At 69.8% G+C, this 15,729-nt stretch carries 15 protein-coding genes; 5 read left to right on the top strand and 10 right to left on the bottom strand.

Annotated features, from left to right (window positions below):
• Window positions 1-58 precede the first annotated feature (58 nt).
• Complete coding sequence (locus JK363_RS18605; RefSeq protein ID WP_201876025.1) at window positions 59-1,129, top strand: SIS domain-containing protein; 1,071 nt, start codon at window positions 59-61, stop codon at window positions 1,127-1,129.
• 48 nt (window positions 1,130-1,177) lie between these two features.
• Here JK363_RS18605 and JK363_RS18600 read toward each other — a convergent pair whose 3' ends face one another.
• From JK363_RS18600 to JK363_RS18575, 6 genes are all read right to left on the bottom strand, one after another.
• On the bottom strand, window positions 1,178-2,470 hold the full coding sequence (locus JK363_RS18600; protein ID WP_201876024.1) for a hypothetical protein: 1,293 nt from the start codon (window positions 2,468-2,470) through the stop codon (window positions 1,178-1,180).
• A 190-nt stretch (window positions 2,471-2,660) separates the two neighbouring features.
• Window positions 2,661-4,211, bottom strand: a complete 1,551-nt coding sequence (locus JK363_RS18595; protein WP_201876023.1) for a hypothetical protein — start codon at window positions 4,209-4,211, stop codon at window positions 2,661-2,663.
• A 111-nt stretch (window positions 4,212-4,322) separates the two neighbouring features.
• Window positions 4,323-5,099, bottom strand: coding sequence for a VOC family protein (locus tag JK363_RS18590; protein WP_201876022.1), 777 nt, complete (start codon window positions 5,097-5,099; stop codon window positions 4,323-4,325).
• Window positions 5,100-5,185: 86 nt separating this feature from the next.
• A complete protein-coding gene (locus tag JK363_RS18585; protein WP_201876021.1) occupies window positions 5,186-5,359 on the bottom strand; it encodes a CsbD family protein in 174 nt (57 codons plus the stop codon).
• Between the two features lie 217 nt (window positions 5,360-5,576).
• On the bottom strand, window positions 5,577-7,166 hold the full coding sequence (locus JK363_RS18580; RefSeq protein WP_201876020.1) for an FAD-dependent oxidoreductase: 1,590 nt from the start codon (window positions 7,164-7,166) through the stop codon (window positions 5,577-5,579).
• Window positions 7,167-7,449: 283 nt separating this feature from the next.
• Window positions 7,450-8,025 carry a TetR/AcrR family transcriptional regulator gene (locus JK363_RS18575; protein WP_201876019.1) on the bottom strand — a complete coding sequence of 192 codons (576 nt, stop codon included), beginning with the start codon at window positions 8,023-8,025 and terminating at the stop codon, window positions 7,450-7,452.
• A 102-nt stretch (window positions 8,026-8,127) separates the two neighbouring features.
• On the opposite strand from JK363_RS18575, the gene JK363_RS18570 reads away from it, so the two are divergent.
• Window positions 8,128-8,574, top strand: coding sequence for an anthrone oxygenase family protein (locus JK363_RS18570; RefSeq protein ID WP_201876018.1), 447 nt, complete (start codon window positions 8,128-8,130; stop codon window positions 8,572-8,574).
• Window positions 8,575-8,797: 223 nt separating this feature from the next.
• On the opposite strand, the gene JK363_RS18565 is transcribed toward JK363_RS18570, so the two are convergent.
• Entirely contained in the window at window positions 8,798-10,102 is a 1,305-nt protein-coding gene (locus JK363_RS18565) for an SUKH-4 family immunity protein (RefSeq protein WP_236075888.1), read from the bottom strand.
• A 188-nt stretch (window positions 10,103-10,290) separates the two neighbouring features.
• Window positions 10,291-11,208, bottom strand: a complete 918-nt coding sequence (locus tag JK363_RS18560) for an alpha/beta fold hydrolase (RefSeq protein ID WP_307821774.1) — start codon at window positions 11,206-11,208, stop codon at window positions 10,291-10,293.
• A 130-nt stretch (window positions 11,209-11,338) separates the two neighbouring features.
• Between JK363_RS18560 and JK363_RS18555 the strand changes: the two genes are divergently transcribed.
• A complete protein-coding gene (locus JK363_RS18555; RefSeq protein WP_201876016.1) occupies window positions 11,339-11,977 on the top strand; it encodes a TetR/AcrR family transcriptional regulator in 639 nt (212 codons plus the stop codon).
• 169 nt (window positions 11,978-12,146) lie between these two features.
• On the opposite strand, the gene JK363_RS18550 is transcribed toward JK363_RS18555, so the two are convergent.
• Window positions 12,147-12,506, bottom strand: a complete 360-nt coding sequence (locus tag JK363_RS18550; protein WP_236075887.1) for a nitroreductase family protein — start codon at window positions 12,504-12,506, stop codon at window positions 12,147-12,149.
• Window positions 12,507-12,964: 458 nt separating this feature from the next.
• Between JK363_RS18550 and JK363_RS18545 the strand changes: the two genes are divergently transcribed.
• Window positions 12,965-13,570 (top strand): NuoB/complex I 20 kDa subunit family protein, encoded by a 606-nt coding sequence (locus JK363_RS18545; RefSeq protein ID WP_201876014.1) that lies wholly within the window; start codon window positions 12,965-12,967, stop codon window positions 13,568-13,570.
• 22 nt (window positions 13,571-13,592) lie between these two features.
• Here JK363_RS18545 and JK363_RS18540 read toward each other — a convergent pair whose 3' ends face one another.
• Window positions 13,593-14,846 (bottom strand): MFS transporter, encoded by a 1,254-nt coding sequence (locus JK363_RS18540; RefSeq protein WP_201876013.1) that lies wholly within the window; start codon window positions 14,844-14,846, stop codon window positions 13,593-13,595.
• Between the two features lie 534 nt (window positions 14,847-15,380).
• On the opposite strand from JK363_RS18540, the gene JK363_RS18535 reads away from it, so the two are divergent.
• Window positions 15,381-15,623, top strand: a complete 243-nt coding sequence (locus JK363_RS18535; protein WP_201876012.1) for an AMP-binding protein — start codon at window positions 15,381-15,383, stop codon at window positions 15,621-15,623.
• Window positions 15,624-15,729: the final 106 nt, after the last annotated feature.

Here is a 15,729-nt window from a genome sequence, read left to right as displayed (position 1 = left end):
GCTGTCCGGCGAGGGCGAACAGAAGACGCCGTAACCACACCACCAGGAGATCCACCCCATGACCACCCCGCGTCCGCCCCGGCCCGACACCCGGCCCGGCCGCATCATGACCCGCGAAATGGCCCAGCAGCCCGAGGTGTTGCGCCGGATCCTCGACGAGGGCGCCCCGAGGATCCGGCGGATCGCGGACGCCATCGCCGCCCGCGATCCGCGCTTCGTCCTGCTGACCGCCCGTGGCACCTCCGACAACGCCGCGCTCTACGCGAAGTATCTGATCGAGGTTCTGCTCGGCAAGCCCGCCGGACTGACCTCGATGTCCACCACCACCGCGTACGGGGCCCGTCCGGATCTGACCGATGTGCTGGTCATCACCGTGAGCCAGTCGGGCGGCTCGCCCGATCTGGTGGCCTCCACCCGGACCGCACGGGAGGCCGGTGCGATCACACTGGCCGTGACCAACAACGCGGATTCCCCGCTCGCCGCCGTCTCCGAGTTCCACATCGACGTCCTGGCAGGACCGGAGAAGGCCCTGCCCGCCACCAAGACCTACACCGCGGAACTGCTCGCGCTCTTCCTGCTCGTCGAGGGACTGCGCGGCGGCGACGGCTCCGCCACCAAGGCCCTGCCGGAACTGGCCGAGCAGATCCTCGCCCGACAGCCGGAAGTCAGGACACTGGCGGCGCGCTACCGCTTCGCCGAGCGGCTGGTGCTCACCTCACGCGGCTACGGCTACCCGACCGCGAAGGAAGCCGCCCTGAAGCTGATGGAGACCAGCTACATCCCCGCGCTGTCCTTCTCCGGCGCGGATCTCCTGCACGGACCCCTCGCGATGGTGGACAACGTCTCACCGGTCATCGCGATCGTCCCCGAGGGGAAGGGCGGCCTGGCGCTCCAGCCGGTGCTGGACCGGCTGCGCGGCCGGGGCGCCGACCTGGTCGTCATCGGCAGCGAGCGCGAAGTGCGGCAGGCGTCCGCGGGCTTTGTCCTGCCGACGGCCGAAGTGGCCGAGGAGGTGCAGCCGATCCTGGAGATCATCCCGCTCCAGCTGCTGGCCTACGAGATCACCATCGCCCGCGGCCAGGACCCGGACGCGCCGCGCGCACTGGCGAAGGTGACGGAAACCCGCTGACGCACACCCGAGCCGACCCCGATGACACGGGTGGCGAACCTGGCAGCCTCAGGAGATTCCGGGAGTTCCCAGGACCTCCAGGGCCTGTCGGAAGTCGTCGAGGGCCGCCTCGAACTCCTTGCACGCGGTTCGGAACGTCGATCGGTCGGTCAGGGCCGTGGCCAGGATCGCGGCGCCCTCACCCGTGTTGTGCTCGTACAGCCGACGGGCCAGATCCACACCTTCGTCGAACAGGTGGCGCGCCTCGTCCGCGAAGAGATGGGTGCGCTTCTCCCAGTAGACGGCCGAACGGATCGTGAGGGCGCGGTGCACCCGTATCAGCTCCGGCAGATGCCGCCACGGATCCTCGGTGGCTCGCGCCTCGAGATCGCGCAACTCCTCCGTCAGGTCATCACATTCACTGAAATAGCGCTGCCTGACACCAGGGGACCAGTCCATGGGCGTCGCACCCAAGGGTGGGTGCGGCTCGGACGATGCCACCGGCCACTCGCTGTCGGAGCCGGACAGCGAGAGCAGGACCGCCCAGTACGTGGCCTGGTATCCGCTCCAGGACTTCCGCTCGCCGGTAGCCGCCAACTCCGTGAGCAACGCCAGCGCCTCGTGCCGAACGACCGTGGCCTCACCACGCCGCCCACGGATGTCGAGCATCTGCGCGTACCGGATCAGCGTGTAGAGGTGGCAGGCCATCGGCCCACGGTCGGTCGCGACGTCGGCCGCTTCCAGCCTCACCAGTTCCTCGAAGGCGGCGAGCGCTTCCCCGGACCGCCCGGCGGCATCGAGAGCCCCGACCCACTCCAGCAGCGACCAGGCGAAAGCCCCACTCCTGGAACCCTTGGGCCGGATCGCCGCGACCCACTCCGTCAGAGCGTCCGCGGCCTCCGAGTAACGGCCCTCCTCACACAGACCCGCCGCCCAGACGGACAGGCCCTTCACCGCGCGATCGCCGGATGCCGCCGCCTGCTCCCGTCCGACCGCCACCATCTCCGCCCGTACGGCCAGCCCTTCGGCACGCCGCCCCAGCGTGTACAGCTGCCCCTGGTACGCATCCAGCGCCCGGTAGAGCACATCCGGGCGTGCGGGCTCAGCGGGATCGATCGCCCGCGCGGCGGCCACGGCCTCCTCGAGGAGCGCAAGGCGGGTCTGGTGCCGGGTGTCGTACAGGCGGTCGTAGCTCAGCTGGTGCAGGGAGCTGACCAGGCGGGGGAGATAGGCGGCGGGGTTGACCCGGGCGAGGATCCGGTAGGCGTCGGCTTCTTCGCGCGTCGTACGTCGTCCGGATGCCAGAAGTACCTTCCGCGCCCTGAGGATGTCGTCGTGATCGACCGTCACCGTGTAGTCCATGACGGTGATTCTGGGAGTCGTGGAGAGGCCCGGACAAGGCTGATGAGGTGTGCCATCCGCCCTACGAAAAGCGCCTCTGAGCTGTCATGATGGATATGTCATCGCTCGTCGGCGGCCAGGGCCGCCCGGGTGGCGATGGAATCTGACCGTCCCGGCACCGCATCGCCCGGTGATCCGCCGTGGCAGCTTGTCAGCGGCCCATTTCGTTGAGCACGATCTGAGCCCGGTCCCCCGCGTCCTGCGGCCACGAGTCGACCACCTCGCGGAGCAGCTCCCGGTGCTGGTCGATCAGGTGGTGGAAGGTGAGGCCGATGGCTCCCTCCACCTGGATCGGCAGCTCGGCGGCGCGGGCGGCGCGTACCAGCACGGCGGTGACCCGCGGAGCATCCAGTCCGAACAGTGTGTTGACCGCGTCGGTGCGCAGCTCCATGTCCGCCGAGCTGTCGAAGATCAGCTCCTCAAGTGCCGTGATGAGCGGTTCATTTGGTGCCGTCCACCGTTCGAGGCAGCAACTTGCCGCGTCCACAGCACATTCGAGGACCTCAACCGAAACGGAGTTGTCCCTCAGCACAGCCGCGATCGCCATCGCATCCTCCGGCTCGCCCAGGTCCTGCAAGACGTTCAGCGCGCTCGCGTGACTCGCGCCGGCCCCGGTCCGCGGGCTCAGCGCGGCAGGGGACGGAGGCTGCCGCAGAACCTCGCGAGCGACGGCGAGCACCTCCGGGGCATGCTCGGCGTCGTCCAGGCCGAACCGGGTGAGCCCCTGCGCGTTGTGGAAGTGGTCGAGCGCGATCCCCACCGACACCGGCGACCCGCTGTGCAACAGGGTGCGGAATGCCTGCCGGTGCACGGCCTCCCCGGTGGGCGACCGCACCTGACGGTGTGCTTCGCTCAGTTCCGCGCCCAGCGGCTCGGTCCCCTGCCAGTGCAAGCTGTGCAGACCCTCGGCGAGCGCGTCGCGCACCTCGTCCGCCGCGGCCGACCGTTCGTCGTCCGACCAGCTCCGGGCCAGGCGTTCCAGCAGGGGCCGCTGGGGGTAGAAGCGCCCGCCCGCCGTCAGCGCGGCCGCGGCCTCCTGCCGGACCCGCCACTCCGCGTCATCGGTCGCCGCGCGGACGAGGGACTCGGTTGCCTCGGCTCCGGAGTCTTCCCGCAGCGCGCTGATCGTCTCGACGCGGTCACGGCACGCCTCCACCCGGGCGATCAGCGTGACGAGCCGCCGATCGGGGGTCGCGCCACCCTCGTCGCTGTCCGCCTTCTCCTGGTCCATCGTGTCGTCCACGAGGATGCGGGCCGCGTCGAGGGCGCTCTCCCGCAGGCCCCCGTCCGGCATCCGTTCCAGAATCCCGGCGATCGCGTCCGTGTCCTCACTGTCCAGGCCACCACGCATGAGGGCACCCAGCGCGCTCGCGTGGTTGGCACCCTCCTCGGCGATGGTGTCCGCGGGCCTCGGAGGCTGCGCGAGCAGCCGTCGGGCGACCGCGAACACCTCCTCCGCGTGCGGCTCCAGAGGGTTGCCACCCACAAACCGCTCCGTCATCTCGGCACGGTCGTAGTAGTCCAGGGCGATACCGCAGGCGACGGTGTCGCCGCTGCGCAACAGCGTCAGGAAGCCCCTCTCGAACTCCTCGGGGGTGGTCGGGTCATTCGTCGCCGCGAAGGCGTCCGCCAGCTCCTCGTCGTGGAACTCGCGTTTCCAATGCCACGATTGGAACTCCAGCAGAAAGGGCGTGAGATACATCCTGGGAGTAGATCATTCGCCTCGGCACATGCGCCATCAATCTCAATGAGCCCATTGTCGGCGACAGATGACCGAGTGCCGACATCCGGTAGGAGACGCCCTGTCCGTCGGTCACCCGGTGGTCACGCTGAACCAGCCGCCGACGGAGTCGCGCAGAGCCGCCTCGCGCCTGGTGCCGGAGGGGGATGCGGACGGGGCCACGTCCACGGACCCGCCTGCCGCGCGGGCAGCGGTTACGGCGGCATCCACATCGGCCACGTGGAAGTGCACACACCAGCGGGGCCGCACCTGCGGGTCAGGCGCCGTTTCGACGGCGCCACCGCGGATCGCCACGGCCCTGCGGCCCGCCTCGCGCACGACCACCTCCCCGTCCTCGTACTCCACCGTGCAGGCGCTGTCCTCCGTGGTCCAGCCGAAGATCTCGCCGTAGAACACCGCGGCGGCGAAGGTGTCGCGGGTGCGCAACTCCAGCCAGGCGGGTGCACTGGCCTGGTCCCTCGGCCAGCCGGGGAACACCGCTCCCTCCCAGAAGCCGAAGACCGCCCCGTGGGCGTCCGAGGCCAGTGCGATCCGGCCCGTACCGAAGGACAACGGACCGACCCCGACCGTTCCACCGCGCTCACGGATCCGCGCCGCGATGTCATCCGCGCTGCTGGTGGCGAAGAACGGTGTCCAGTGGGCGGCGGCACGGAGTCCGGACCCTGGTTCGCCGATGCTGGCCATGGGGTCCCCGCCGCTCAGGGCGATCAAGAGTCCCTCGGCCGCTTCGCCGGGGCGCCAGGTCCAGCCGAGGACGGCGCTGTAGAAGTCCCGCGTCTCCCGGAGGCTGGGGGTGGTGAGGCTGACCCAGCAGGGTGTGCACGGCCGCTCATGGCCGCCAGCTGTCATCACACCGACCTCCGCCTTCGCGAGCTTCGCCGTTCCGACCGGAATCGGTGCCCGACGAGGCTCGGCGCCGCGGGCGGAACGTGCGCTCAACGCCGGAAAATGTCCTTGATCTTCTCTCCGACCTGCTTGGCGCCGCCCTTGGCCTGGTGGCCGTGGCCCTCGGCTTCGACCTTGCGGTTCCCGGTGGCCCGCCCGAACACCTTCTGGGCCTGGCCCTTGAGTTCCTCGGCCTTGTGGGCCATCTTCTTCCCGACGTTCATCGGTGGCTGCCTCCCGTCGTGATCCGTTGCGTTGCCCGTCCCCCGCGGAGCGTGAGGCTCAGGTCGCACCCCTTCCATGGAAATCCCGGATCACATCAGTGTCAACGCGAGTTGCACCGCACGGGGCGGTGACCTACGGCCATCGGACAGGGGAGCCGGTCGGGCAGCGAGGCGACCGGCTCGCGCGGGAAGATCCGCGGCGCGGGCGGAGCGGGGTTCACCTCGCATCGTGACCGTCGCCTCCCGCATCGCGCGCCCCGGGCTCGTGGTCCTCGGTCCGCTTGAGCGGGCTTACCGCCGGGCCCTGAAGCACACTGCCGTCGACGGCGAACCGCGAGCCGTGGCACGGGCATTCCCAGGTCCGCTCGGCGTCGTTGAACCGCACCAGACAGCCCAGGTGGGTGCAGCGAGCGGTCAGCGTGTGCAATGCGCCCTGCTCATCGCGGTACACCGCCCGCTGCCGTGCACCGAGCCGGACGACTGCCCCGCCACCGGGCGGGATGTCCCGTACCGCGTCCGGGCCGTCCCCGGACAGCCGGCCGCCGATGAAGTGGCGCGCGGCGGTGGCCTGGACCCGCAAGAGCGCCGGGGCCTCGCGTACCGGGTTCAGCCGCCGCGGATCGTACAGCCGCTCCCACGGCACGGGCTGTCCCGTGAGCCGCGCGGCCAGCAGCCGGCCGGTGAGTACGCCGCCGGTCATGCCCCACCCGGCGAACCCCGTGGCCACGAAGGCATGGCGGGAAGCGGGGTGCAGCGGGCCCACATAGGGCACGTGATCAGTGGTCCAGTTGTCCTGTGCCGCCCAGCGGAAGGCGGGTTCGGCGCCGGGGAAGCGGTCATGTGTCCAGTCGATCAGGCGCTTGTAGCGCCGCTCGACGTCACCGACGCCAGGGGTGAACTTCTCCCCGGTGACGATGAGCAACCGCTGACCCTGCCGGTAGGGCGTGGTGCGCACCGAGCGGGTGCCGTCCTCGGGTGTGAGATACATCCCGCGCGGGGCGCGGTCGGACGGGAGCACGGCGGCCACGACGAGCTCCCGTTTCACCTCCAGACGAGGGAAGAGCAGGGCTCGGTCGAAGATGGGGTAGGCCGTGGCCACCACCACGTCGCGGGCCCGCAACCGCGCTCCGCGGTCGGTGGTGAGGCGGCACGGATGGCCCTCGCTGAGGTTCACCACGCGTGAGTGCTCGAAGATCAGACCTCCCCGCGCGACCAGGTCCTCCACCATGCCCAGCAGATACTTCCGGGGGTGGAACTGCGCCTGCCCCGCCACCTCCACCGCCCCCGCGACCGGGAAGGGCAGATCGGTCCCGGTCGTGAACGAGGCGTCCAGTCCGGCCGCCGAAGCGGCCTCCGCCTCGGCGCTCACCTTCTTCAGGGTCTCCTCGCCTTCGGCATAGGTGAAGGCGGGGCACTCCTCCAGATCACAGTCGATGCCGAGCTCGGCGGTCACCTGCCGCACCCGGTCCACGGCGTCGGTCTGCGAGGTGGCGTAGAGCTGGGCGGCTTCCTCACCCCGGGTGGAGCGGATGTCCTGGTAGGCCAGTCCCTGGAGGGCGGAGAGCTTCGCTGTGGTGTGGCCCGTGGCCCCGGTGGCGAGCCGGTCCGACTCCACCAGCGCCACCCGCCGTCCGGTGCGGGCCAGCTCCCAGGCCGTGCAGATGCCCGCGATGCCCCCGCCGACCACGGCGACCTCGACATCGGGAGCGCTGCCCTCCCAGCCCGGCTCCAGTGGTGGGTAGGAGGGTCCCGGCGCCGATGCCATCCAGTAGGACGAGGGCGCGTACCCGGTGGGAAGACTCGTCATCACCGGCTCCTCTCCCGGTCCGATGACCGGCCGCGGTCCTGCCCCCCGGGTGCCCGTGGGACCGGCCCTGACACGTGGGCCCGGGAGCGCTCCGGCCACCCCGTAGACGCCTCTGCACAGCCCGACCGGAACGCGGGCGCCGCGTGGCTGCCGGACCGCGGTTGCGCGCGGCCCGGTCATGCCGCCGGCCGGCTGCGGCGGGTGTTGGTTTTCGCGCTGAACGTCCACGGACCGAGCGCCCGGAATCCGGCTACGGCGGGTGCCGGTGCCGCTCAGGCCGCTCTCAGCGGCCTGAGAATCGGTCCACCAGGAGGTCGAGCCGACGCGAGGCGTCGTCCTGGGGAAGCCGTCCCGAGCGGGTGAGCGCGACCAGGCCGTGCAGGGCGGACCAGAACACCTCGACGAACAGAGCGGGTTCGGTGTCGCCCGCGACGTCACCGAGGGTGTCCAGCAGTGTCCCGAACGCCTCGCGCAGTGGGGCGGGGGTGGCCTCGTCGGCGAAGGCGAGACCGGTGTCGAGGAGGAACATCGCGTCGTAGAGCGCGGGGTTGCGCTCGGCGAAGTCCACGTACGCGCCCGCGAGCGCGGCCACCGCCGCCCGCCCGGCCGGACCGTCGGCCACCGCGTGCCGCATGGCCACGGTCAGTTCGGTGAATCCCTCCAGGGCCACGGCCCCGACGATCTCGCGCTTGCCGCGGAAGTGGCTGTACAGCACGGGCTGGCTGTACTCGATGCGCTCCGACAGCCGACGTGTGGTCACCGCGTCCCAGCCCTGGGACTCGGCGAGTTCGCGGGCTGTCGCGACGATCAGCTGGTGGCGGTGTGCGCGCTCGCGCTCCTTGCGCTCCTTTACCGACATAGGTGAATCCTAGCACCGCTAGACATCCGAGCGATGCGTGGTCTAGCATCGCATCAGAATCTAGCGGCGCTAGAAGTTGTGCCGGGAACCTCGGGAGGGGACATGCAGAACACACTCGCCGTCGTCACGGTTGTGGTCGTCGGCCTCATGGTGGGCGTGGAGTTCGCGGTGGGGGTCTTTCTCAACCCGATCTTCGATCAGCTGCCGAACAACGGCGGCCTCGTGGCCCGCAGTGCCGGAGCCCGGATCCTGGGCAAGGTGATGCCCTTCTGGTACATCGGCTCGGTCGTGCTGGGCGCGGTCTGGTCGGTGCCGGCCTGGGGCGAGACCGGGGCGGGACTCGTTGCCACGGCCACGGCCCTGCTCGTGCTGAGCGTGCTGATGTCGATCGCCCTGCTGGTCCCGATCAACTCCCGCGTTGCCCAGTGGACGACGGACAGCCTCCCGGCGGACTGGAAGCAGCAGCTCGGCAGTTGGGACCGGTTCCACTACGTACGCATCGGTGTCATCGTCACGGCGTTCGTCCTGCTGGTCCTCGCCATCGCATGACCCGCTCCGGAATCCGGGGAGCCCGGGCTCCGTCCGCCCACACACCCCCGTCCTCCACGGCGCCACTGTCGCGCGGCGCGTTCCCCGGGCCGCCCGCGGGCCCGGGGAACGCGCCGCGTCCGCTCCGGGCTCGACGGGTCGGCCGCACGCCGATGCCGTACGAGCGGGCAACGCCGGAACAGCCGACGGCGTAGCCGGGCGGCGGACAGGACGCACCAGCCCGCTAGAACCCGTCCTCGTCCAACTCGGTGATCCCGGCGAGGAAATATCCCCAGACGCTGCCGCTCGGGGAGTCCGGATCCAACAGCTCGAGCGACGGTGCGAAGCCATCCATCTGCATGACGAACACCTGGCCCATGCCCTCCTCATCCGGATACGGGTGCCAGCTGGCGTTCATGTACCGCACCACGCCTTCCAGGCACCGGGTGAAGAAGTCGAGGTCCGGCGCCAGCAGGACCATGGCCCACTTCTCGTCCTCGAGCACCGGCGTGAGGATGTGGACCGTGCCGTCGCGCCGGTGCAGATAGAGGTCGCCGTGCTCGGAGGTACCGAAGGCCAGGAGGTCGGTGGCGTCCGTACCGTCGGGCATCTCGGCGCCGTGGGCGTCGGCGTCGCTCAGTGGTGTGATCTGGTCGGCCGGGTGCGGTGCGAAGGTGGTCCAGGCACATGCCCACCATGTCGGCAGACCGATGTCCCGCAAGTGCGCACGGCTCGCCGTGTGTTCAAGAGTGGAGGGAAGCTTGCTCTCCGGGATGCGGGTCACGGAGACGGCCGCAAATGTCTCATCGAGCCAGGCGGCGGTGAGAGGGCCGTCCGGGTCCTCGTACACCGGAGACTGGCCGGGGGAGCCGCCTTCCGCCGACGTGTGATCCATCCTCCCGCGCGGCCAGTCGCGGAGCACCGCCGGATCGGTGTCGAGCAATGCGATGCCGTGCACCTCGTTCACCAGATACCGGGTCCGGCCGTCCTCGCCGGCAAGCGGCTCGGCCTCGGCCCAACTCTCGGGTGCGAACAGCTGTCGGTCGTGGAAGTGGTCCACGTCCTTGTCCGTGTGCCATGGGCGAGGGCACTCCACAGGTACCGCACTGCCCTCGACCGGGGGCGGCAGCGGCCTGCCCGTCTCCAGGTCGAGCCAGGTGTCCTCCCAGTGGTCCTTGACCCGGATGATCCCCCGGCCCTCGTACGTATGGCGCTTGACGGAGCGGTACCCGCCCAGGTTCGGATGCGCCACACATTGCCCCACCGGACGCCACCAGGCCCATACCGCGCGCCACGGCATACCTGGCTCGGTGGCCTCGATACGCCGGGCATACCCGTCATGACCGAGCACGGTGGCCGCGAAGTGCAGCCAGGACGCGAATTCGGCACGCGGCACCTCCTGCTCGCCGAAGAGCGCCTCGGCCTGCTGGAACACCTCCCCGCCCACACCGAGTTCCGCTCCCGCGCCGATCGCGGCGCGCACCACCGACCGCTCGATGTTCAGCAGCCGTGCCGGGTCGTCCAGGTCGTCAACCATCTTTCCGCTCATAGGCTCATGCTGGCAGGAGGGTCTGACGGTGCACCGGCCGAGCTTTCGTACGGCCGAACCGGCGCCGCCACGCTCGACGTTCCGGTCGCGCGCGGCGGCGGGGCGGCCCGGCCACCGCGCTGCCGTCACTCGCTGCCGGACAACACGGATGTCCGGCAGCGACGCGTAGCTGTGCCCGCCCTCCCTGCTCATTCTGTGGAGTGCATGAACTCCAGCATTCTGCGGTTGATTTCCTCCGCATGGTCGATCTGCGGTCCATGGCCGGTGTTGGAGACGATTTCGGCCCGGGCTCCGGGAATCACCCGTGGGACGCGCTCGACCTGCCGCTGCGGGTGGACCAGAAGGCTTCGCTTGCCGAGGACCAGGTAGAGGGGCGTGCGGATGGTGGCCAGTTCGTCCTCGGTCAGGGGCAGCGGTGCCGGGCGGCGTATGCGATAGGCGCGAACGCCCAGATGCATCATGGTGCGCAGCTGCGGTACGACAAGGACGGGCTGTTCCAACCAGGCCGCCAGGCGCGGGCGCAGTGCCTTGGGCGCGAAGGTCGCGAAGAGGCTGACGAAGATCCATACGAAGAAGCGCAGTCCCACCTTCTCCAGACCGCCGGGGTCGAGAAGGGTGACCGAGGCGAGGCGATCGGCACCGCGGTGTGCCTGGTTGAGGGCGAGCCATCCGCCGTAGGAGGAGCCGACGAGGTGGACGCGGTCGAGGCCGAGTCCGGCGAGGGTCTCCTCCAGCCACTGTGCGGCCCGTTCGGGCTGGTGGATGGCTTCGCGCTGCACGCTGCGGCCCGGGTCGCCGGGGGTGTCGATGGCGTAGACGGGGCGTTCGGCGCTGAGCGCGGGGGTGTTGGGATACCACATCGCGGAGCAGCTTCCGGCGCCGTGCACCAGGACGACCGGGATGCGCGAGTCGCCGGAGGGGTGGTCGGGTCCGTACCGGTAGACGTGTGTGGTCCCGAAGCTGGTCTCCACGTCCATCTCCGCCACGGCCAACGCTCCCATGGCGTAGAGGGCGTCGCACGCGGCGAAGTAGCGCTCGCGCAGGTCGTCGTTCACATAACGCCCGACATCGCGCTGGGCACGGTCGCGGGTTGTGGTTCTGGACACGGGCGGCCACCTCCGGGTGTGATCCCTTGTTCGTGATACGACCGTATCACCAACGTGGTACGGCTGTACCATGACGGTGTTCCGGCCCGGTGCGGGCACGTCAGCACAACCGATGAGCGGAGAGCGGCCGATGCCGAAGCGTGTGGACCACGCGGAGCGGCGTACCGAGATCGCCGAGGCCCTTCTGCGGGTTGCGGGGCGACGCGGGCTGCATGCGGTGGGGATGCGGGATGTGGCGGCGGAGGCGGGTGTGTCTCTGCGGCTGGTGCAGTACTACTTCCAGACCAAGGAGAAGTTGCTCTTCTACGGACTGGAGTATCTGGTCGCGCGATTCCAGGAGCGGGTCGCCGCCCGGGTCCGTGCCGCCGGGGACGGTCCTGGCCCGCGCGCGATGGCCGAGGCGCTGCTCATGGCGTCCTTGCCGACCGACGAGGAGAGCCGCGTCTTCCACCTCGTCTACACGTCCTACACCGTGCTGGCCGTGACCGACCAGGCGCTCGCCGCTCAGCCCTTCATGAGCAACCCTGACGCGGCCGAGGACAGCTTGACCGGCCTGCTGCGGCAGGCTCAGGAAGCGGGTCTGACCCGGCCCGGTGTGGACGCGCGGCTGGAAGCGGTCAGTCTGCTCGCGATGTCCGCGGGACTGGGCACCAGCGTGCTCGCCGGGCAGCGCAGTGCGCGGTCCGCCGCGGCGGTTCTGGAAGCCCACCTCGACCGGATCTTCCAGAGCGGCGGGGCGGGTTCACCCGCGCGGTCCGCGCGGGAGTGATGCCACGCGCCGCCGCAAGTCCGCGGGGCCGGGTCAGCTCCCGCCCCGGGATGTCCCGCGACGTTGAGAATCGCCGCGTTGATCCGCTGCATGGCATCGACAAAGGTGCGGTCGTCCGCCGGCGCGCCGCCGCCCCTCCCAGGGTTTCGGGCGACGGCCAGGCGTGCTGCTAGTTGTGGAAGCGGGTGGTTTCCGCCAGTTCCGCGCGGGGCATCCGGTCCTGGTTCCTGGGGGAGGACTCGTCGGCGTAGCCGAACGAGATCCCGAAGAGCAGCTTGTTGTCGCTGATGCCGAGCGTGTCGCGGATGGTGTCGCAGAAGAAACCCAGGGATGCCTGCGGACAGCTGGCGACGCCATGGGAGGTCATGGCCAGCATCAGGGTCTGTGCGTACAGCCCGGTGTCATTGGCCATTCGCTCTTCCGCGTTGGGCGGCATGAACATCAGCGCCACATGCGGGGCGCCGAAGAACCGCAGGTTGTCGCGGAGGATCACATGCCGTCCCTCGTGGTCATCCCGTGCGATGCCCATGGCGCTGTACATTCGCGCGCCCATTTCCTGGCGCCACCGGGTGCTGTTGCCCGAGTTGCACATCACTTCCTAGAGGTGTCATGACGAGGGAGGGGCAGGGCGGCATGGGCAGCCCGGCCTCGGGGCCCACGGGCGGCTGCTGTCTCGGATGTGCCACGTGGCGTGCGGGCAGGGAGGAAAACGCTGTGCCGGCCGCCGTCCCCCGTGCTCTCCTTGCCTTCTGCCAGCAGCAACTTTCGCGTCGCTCCGACCCCGCCCGGTGAGTAATTTCTACTCGGTCCGAGGGAGCGGCCCGGTCAGGGAGCTCTCAGTCGGCGGTGAGTCATCGCTACTCATCTTCCGCTGCGCCACCCTCACTCCTGGTTCCGGTTCGGTGTCGAACGGCTACGTTGTGTGAGGAGAACGCCTCGATCAGACAGGACTTTCGTCTCCGGGCTTTTCGGAACAGGGGTGCTGGTGTGGGAATCGAAGAGAGTCTCCCGAGTGGTTTTGCCCTCACTACCGTTGAACTCCTCGCGGGAGCGGCACGCAAGTCGTCGATGTTTCCCGCGGTGTTCGGGCTGGCGTGCTGCGCGATGGAAGTGATGGCGACGGGAGGTGCGAAGCACGACCTGTCGCGGTGGGGGATGGAGTACTGGCGAGGGCCGAGGCAAGCGGATCTCATGATCGTGTCCGGCCGGGTCAGCCAGAAGATGGCCCCTGTGCTGCGCCGTGTGTACGACCAGATGCCCAACCCCAAGTGGGTTATCTCGATGGGGGTGTGCGCATCGTCGGGCGGGATGTTCAACAACTACGCCGTCGTCCAGGGGGTCGATCACATCGTTCCCGTGGACATCTATCTGCCGGGCTGCCCGCCACGTCCGCAGATGCTCATGGACGCTGTCGTCAAGCTGCACGAACAGATCGGGTGCGAAGCTCTCGGAGTGAACCGTGCCGAGGCGGCACGCGCAGCCGAGGAGACGGCGCTGCGGGCCCGTCCCCTCGTCGATGTGCGGCTCACACCGCCGGCCCCGGAAGACAACGTGACGGCGGTGCGTCAACGCGCTCCGGGGCCGGTGCAGTGACGTCGCCCGCGGGTCCCGCGGGTCAGCGGACGCCTTTGATCGGCAGGACGGCCGCGGCGCCGATGATCGCGAGCACCACTCCGGCGCCGAAGAGGGAACGGTAGCCGCCCAGCGCGCTGATCAGGCCCGCGGCGACAACGGGGGCGACGGCGGTGGCCCCATTGTTGGCGATGCTGAGGATGCCCATGTCCTTCCCGTTGTCCTCGGCCTTGGGCAGCACCAGTGTCATCAGGGCCTGGTCCACCGCCGCGTAGCAGCCGAAACCCAGACCGGCGATCGCGTAGAACACATACATCGCGGTGACGGTGGGCCAGAACAGCGGTGCGAGCCCGGCGGTCGCGATGGGCTGTGAGGAGATGAGCACGAACACTTTGCGGCGGCCGAGGCGGTCGGACAGGGCACCGGAGGGGAGGGTGCCGAGGATGACGCCCACCACCAGTACCAGGTTCAGGGCCGGGCTGAGCTCCGCGGCGTCGTCCAGGGACATGCCCACGTAGTCCTGGAGGATGTACAGCTGGTAGGTGAGGATCGCTTTGAACCCCAGGACCATCGCCGTGCGGGCGAGGAACGCCCAGGCGAAGTCCGGGTACCGGCGGGGGCTCACCCAGAAACCGCGGAGGAAACGTCCCAGGTGGAACGGGGCCCGCGGGTCACCGGCGGTGGAGCGTTCCGAAGACAGCAGCGCGAACAGCCCGGCCGCGGCCACCAGACCCACGGCGATCACCGTGTAGCCGACGGGAATCCGCGAAACGAACGCCGCGGCCACCAGCGTGCCCGCCACCGCACCCGCGAACCCCGCCAGCCCCATCATGGCGGAGACGATGCCGCGCTTCTCCGGGGGAGTCCGGTCCGGCACCAGCGCATTGACCGGCGCGATCAGCACGTTGAGAAACATCTTCGTCAGCGCCCAGAACACCGCGATCCACACCAGTGCTCCCAGGGAGCCGAGTGCCATCAGGGACACCGCACTGCCCAGACCGCCGAGGATCACCCATGGTGTCCGCCGCCCCCAGCGGCTGCGGGTGCGGTCCGACAGGGCACCGGCGATGGGGTTGGCGAAGACGGTGACGGCGGCGCCCACGGCGGTCACCATGGCCAGCGCGGCAACCTTGCCGTCGGGTGTGATCTCGGCGATCTGTTTCGGTATCAGGATCCCGAGCGCGCCGCCCAGACAGATGTTGTACGTGAGGGTGACGCTGACGACCGACGTCATCAGTGCGCCGTACCGGGCCTTCGGTGGTTTCCCCGTATCCGGCGGGGCGACCGTGACGTTCATGGAGCGACTCCCTGTTGGTCGTGGAGCGGATGCGCTGCCGGGCGGTTCACACCGTTCGGCGGCCCCACGGGTCGCCACCTCGGCGCAGCACATCAGGAGGTGTTGACGCCCCTTCACAAGGGCCCGAAGCGGCCGCAGAGGCGAGGAGAGAGAGGAGGCAGAGGTGTCGATCGTTGAGACACAACGCGCTCTCTCGGCCCGAGGAAGATGGCGAGTGCGCGTGGTGGGTGCGCCGTGAGCGCCCCTACGGTGGGTGACGGCCTGCTCGACAGGCCCCCGCTGCGCAAAGTGTTACCGGCCATGAGCGTGGGTGTCCAGGTCGAGGAAACAGTGGCGGCGATCACATTGCGTGTGCGGGGCCGTACTGCGGTGGCACCAGTGTTTTTACGGATGCGGCCCCGGTCGGCCCCGGCCTTTGATGGTGTACAGGCCGGCGGCGCTGCCCAGGGTGACAGCAGCGCGGTCAGCCCAAGAGAATGCCACCCCGTCCGGCCGCGGGGCCGCCGTCCGGCCCAGCCGTGAGAAGGAATCCCGATGTCCACCACGCAACCGATCGGCCGCATCATCAGGGAGCTGGCCGAACGGGATCCGCAGCGCCCGGCCGTCACCTGTGGCGCGCGGACTCTCACCCGGGAGCAGCTCGACCGCACGAGCAACCGACTCGCCCGCGCCTACGCCGAACTCGGCGTGCAGCAGGGCGACTTCGTCACCATCGCGCTGGCGGCTGCCGGTCCGCGAGCGGCAGGACGCCCGGGCGATGCTGATGGAACCCGATGAATGCCAGCCGGTCCCCGGACCGCTCCACCACAACGCGCCTTCGCCTTCTCCAGCCTGCTGGTGCCGACCATGATGCAGCGCATCTGGCGAACGGAACCGAACGAGG

The sequence above is a fragment of the Streptomyces coffeae genome (assembly GCF_016741875.1).
GTDB lineage: Bacteria > Actinomycetota > Actinomycetes > Streptomycetales > Streptomycetaceae > Streptomyces > Streptomyces coffeae.
Note: the sequence above shows the minus strand (reverse complement) of the source record. Positions and strands in the feature narration are given on the sequence as shown.

Coding starts and splice junctions, on each gene's coding strand:
- JK363_RS18580 (WP_201876020.1), bottom strand. CDS start 7,166: ATGACGAGTCTTCCCACCGGGTACGCGCCCTCGTCCTACTGGATGGCA.
- JK363_RS18605 (WP_201876025.1), top strand. CDS start 59: ATGACCACCCCGCGTCCGCCCCGGCCCGACACCCGGCCCGGCCGCATC.
- JK363_RS18590 (WP_201876022.1), bottom strand. CDS start 5,099: ATGACAGCTGGCGGCCATGAGCGGCCGTGCACACCCTGCTGGGTCAGC.
- JK363_RS18570 (WP_201876018.1), top strand. CDS start 8,128: ATGCAGAACACACTCGCCGTCGTCACGGTTGTGGTCGTCGGCCTCATG.
- JK363_RS18535 (WP_201876012.1), top strand. CDS start 15,381: ATGTCCACCACGCAACCGATCGGCCGCATCATCAGGGAGCTGGCCGAA.
- JK363_RS18555 (WP_201876016.1), top strand. CDS start 11,339: ATGCCGAAGCGTGTGGACCACGCGGAGCGGCGTACCGAGATCGCCGAG.
- JK363_RS18575 (WP_201876019.1), bottom strand. CDS start 8,025: ATGTCGGTAAAGGAGCGCAAGGAGCGCGAGCGCGCACACCGCCACCAG.
- JK363_RS18550 (WP_236075887.1), bottom strand. CDS start 12,506: ATGGGCATCGCACGGGATGACCACGAGGGACGGCATGTGATCCTCCGC.
- JK363_RS18565 (WP_236075888.1), bottom strand. CDS start 10,102: ATGAGCGGAAAGATGGTTGACGACCTGGACGACCCGGCACGGCTGCTG.
- JK363_RS18600 (WP_201876024.1), bottom strand. CDS start 2,470: ATGGACTACACGGTGACGGTCGATCACGACGACATCCTCAGGGCGCGG.
- JK363_RS18595 (WP_201876023.1), bottom strand. CDS start 4,211: ATGTATCTCACGCCCTTTCTGCTGGAGTTCCAATCGTGGCATTGGAAA.
- JK363_RS18540 (WP_201876013.1), bottom strand. CDS start 14,846: ATGAACGTCACGGTCGCCCCGCCGGATACGGGGAAACCACCGAAGGCC.
- JK363_RS18585 (WP_201876021.1), bottom strand. CDS start 5,359: ATGAACGTCGGGAAGAAGATGGCCCACAAGGCCGAGGAACTCAAGGGC.